The 3,624-nt window shown below is 47.9% G+C and carries 3 protein-coding genes; 2 read left to right on the forward strand and 1 reads right to left on the reverse strand.

What is annotated here, in order from left to right:
• Positions 1 to 244: 244 nt before the first annotated feature.
• Positions 245 to 967, reverse strand: a complete 723-nt coding sequence (locus tag ACRCZA_RS05660; protein WP_438673492.1) for a YebC/PmpR family DNA-binding transcriptional regulator — start codon at positions 965 to 967, stop codon at positions 245 to 247.
• Between the two features lie 388 nt (positions 968 to 1,355).
• On the opposite strand from ACRCZA_RS05660, the gene ACRCZA_RS05665 reads away from it, so the two are divergent.
• A complete protein-coding gene (locus ACRCZA_RS05665; RefSeq protein WP_438673494.1) occupies positions 1,356 to 2,882 on the forward strand; it encodes a methyl-accepting chemotaxis protein in 1,527 nt (508 codons plus the stop codon).
• Positions 2,883 to 3,302: 420 nt separating this feature from the next.
• Positions 3,303 to 3,527, forward strand: a complete 225-nt coding sequence (locus tag ACRCZA_RS05670; RefSeq protein ID WP_438673493.1) for a TIGR02922 family protein — start codon at positions 3,303 to 3,305, stop codon at positions 3,525 to 3,527.
• Positions 3,528 to 3,624 lie beyond the last annotated feature (97 nt).

Genomic DNA, 3,624 nt, shown 5'->3' on the forward strand with positions numbered 1-3,624 from the left:
AGCTGCACCACGCCAGCCATCGCCCATGAAATTATTCAAGAAATGGATTTACGTTAATCTGCTAAGCGTTTGGAGTGTGCGCGTCAGAGGGCGATGAGACGGTGGTAATCACAGCGTCGCAATCACACTGTCTTTGCCACAGCGTGGCAAGCGCGTAGTTAGCATAAATGAGCGGCCAACACAGTGAGGATTAAAACAAAAACGCAGCCATTAGGCTGCGTTTTTATGGCAAGAATAAGGTGAGTTACTCTTCAATTTCGGCATTGTGGTAGACGTTTTGCACATCATCACAATCTTCTAATGCCGCGATAAACTTATCGAAAACCGCAACGTCTTCACCGGTTACCTTCGTCATGGTTTGTGGCACAAAGGTAATGTTTTCAATTTCAAAGTTAATCTCTGGCATTGCTTCGGTCAGTGCGGTTTTAACCTTGAAGAACTCGGTATGCGGGGCAAATACGCTGATCATGCCATCTTCGACTTCGACATCGCTCACATCCACGTCAGCCATCATCAGAATTTCTAAAATGGCATCTTCATCATCGCCAGGAAATACAAATACGGCTGATTGATCAAACATGTGGCCAACAGTACCAGGACTTCCGAGTTTGGCATCGTTTTTCACGAAAGCTTGGCGCACTTCAGTAAAGGTCCGTTTTACGTTATCGGTTAAGCAGTCCACAATCACCATACAGTTGCCAGGACCAAAGCCTTCATAACGCGCAGTATCATAATCTTCACCACCGCCGCCTTTGGCTTTTTCGATCGCGCGTTCAATCACATGCGCTGGCACTTGGTCTTTCTTGGCGCGTTCAATTAAACGACGTAGTGATAAGTTTCCATCTGGCTCGACGCCACCTTGCTTAGCGACAACGTAAATTTCTTTACCGTAGCGCGAGTAAAGGCGGGTTTTTTGGCCGGCGGTTTTCGCCATGGATTCTTTACGATTTTGATATGCTCTGCCCATCTTGATCTCGTTAACTCAAAAAAATTGCGCCGATATTAGCAGTTTTCTCCACAGAAGTGCAGTCACCCTCATGGGAATTATCAGCGATAAAGGGATGGATGGTGCAATTTTGTGATTGCCCTATCGCCTAGCTTAAGACCAATGTCTAATGCCTTAAATGCTGCGGTACCTAGATGATACCTTATTAGATTAATAGGTTATTACGTCAGGGCAATCGCGATTGCGACCAACTCACTCCGCTTTGGTATTGAGCCTACCCTGATAACCGCTTTCGTTTATCGGCAGGAGTTTGTCGTGCCGAGTGTTTACTTGAATCGTGGAATGAATGATGCCAATCCTACAAAAGAGAGGGTCTGTGGTCAGTGTTACGATAGTGACCAGCTTTATCATGGTGACCTTGTGCAGTGTTTTACTTGCAGGATTTGCCCTGCCACCTATAGTGCAGGCGCTGATCCTCGGCGCGTTAGTTGCTGGTGGTTGCGCTTGGGGGCTGTGGTGGTTGTCGGCCTACTTTGCCCGGACTCAAGCGCAGTATGTCGATGTGCAGCGCTCACAAAATACCGCGGCGCAGCATATCAGCATCCAAACCAGCAAGGTGGCGATTGGGGCTGCAGAGGTGTCCCATTTTATTGATTTACTGAATAAATCTATTGGTTCGAACGGGGAGCATGCCAGTGTGATTGCGGTGGCCGCCGAGCAATTAACTGTGACGACGGCGCAACTTGGCGATAATGCCGAGGCGATTTTAATCCAAGCTCAGGAAGCTGAGCGTTTGAGTCTGCTCGGGAGAACCCAAGCTCAGCAAGGCGTCGGCGCCATTGAGTCGCTCAATGCCGATATCAATACCGCCGCTGAGCAAGTGATGGCTTTAAAATTTAAAGCCGATAAAATTCAAAATATTACTGAGGTCATTAATGCGGTAGCACAGCAAACCAATTTACTTGCACTCAATGCTGCCATTGAGGCCGCACGCGCTGGTGAGCAGGGGCGTGGCTTTGCCGTGGTGGCTGATGAGGTGCGCAGCCTTGCGGCAAAAACGGCTGCAGCGACCCAAGATATTGGCAAGATGCTCTTTGAGATCCGTGGTGAGACCGATAAAACCTCCGGTTTGATGGAGCAGGTGGTGGCAAAGACGGCTGATGCCGTGTGTGCAATGGACCAACTTGATCAACAGTTTACTGATATTTCCGGCTCAGTGGCACACTCAACTCATGCGCTTAGGGAGATGGAAGATGCCCTTAAGCAATATAGCAGTACGACCACAGAGATCAGTGGTTCGGTAACCCAGATCCGCGATTCTTTAAGCGCCACAGGTAAGCAGAGTCAACAGTTGTCGGTGCAGGCATCGACGCTTGCGGCCACCACGGAGAGTATTTTCAATGCTCTTGTGTTGTGGGAGACCCAAACTTTTGATCAACAAGTCTTATTGCTGGCGCGCAAGGCGGCCAACGCCTGCGGTGAAAAATTGGCCCAAGGCATTGCCAGTGGTCGTTTTAGTGAGGCTGAACTGTTTAATCCGCATTATCAGCCGATGAGTCACACCCAGCCGCAAAAATATACGACAGCCTTCGATGGTTTTACCGATCAGTATTTTCCTGCCATTCAAGAGCCCATCTTAGCGCAGCACAGTCAAATTGTGTATGCTGGCGCGGTGGACCGCAAAGGCTATTTCCCCACACATAATCAACGCTTTAGCCAGAAGTTAACTGGCAAGCATGATATCGATATTGTGCATAATCGTACTAAGCGACTCTTTAATGACGCCACAGGGATCCGCTGTGGCACTCATACCGAGCCTCTGTTATTGCAGACCTATAAGCGCGATACCGGAGAGGTGATGCATGATTTATCCGTCCCTATCTATGTTAACGGTAAGCATTGGGGAGGGTTTAGAGTCGGCTTTAAAGCGGCCTAATTTAGGGTGAAGGAATAATCCATCGTGGGCGCCAATCCGAAGTGTCCGCCAATCAAAAGTGGCCGCCATCAATAATGTGAGTGACTCTTACAAACTAATATATTGAACGGATTGCTTTTATGTGAAATTTGTTATTGAATGGTTTCGGTTTTAGGTTTCATATTCTGGGGTTGAGCGTTTGGGATGGCAGCGATAGCGCCACGTGACTCAAACCACAGGGGTCTTCTAAAGGCATTGGACGTGAAGGCTTGGCTTTATCGCTAGCCTCTTAATAGTGTCATGATGCTTAATGTAAAAGCCAGCTTGTTGATGTGAAGGTTTTGTTGTTATGGATGGATTTTTAGCATGTTAATGGATGCTAAGGGATCTTGATTTCGTTTGCAGATAGCTGTCAACGCTACTTAATGTGAGTCAAATGCTATGCAAGCAACGCATGTCACTGTGACGGTTTTGTATTACGACGCCCCCGTAGGGCTCATTATGCATAACGCGGTACTTGAAGGTTTGTCGTTGAGTGACTCTGGCCGGGTGATTATTCCGGCCAGTTTTCGTAAGGGAAAATCAATCATCGCTGTCCTTGAGGGGGAATGTAAAATTCTCAATTCTCTTGGGGAGCGGGTGTTTGCTCAACACAATATTGGTTAACAGCAGTCATGCTGATGCAGTGCCGTCATCGGCGTTAACTGACGTCATATCGGTTAACCAGATAAGCTCAAACTCTGTCGCTGTTATCTTAAGGCGC

The sequence above is a fragment of the Shewanella sp. genome (genome assembly GCF_051658185.1).
Taxonomy (GTDB): Bacteria; Pseudomonadota; Gammaproteobacteria; order Enterobacterales; family Shewanellaceae; genus Shewanella.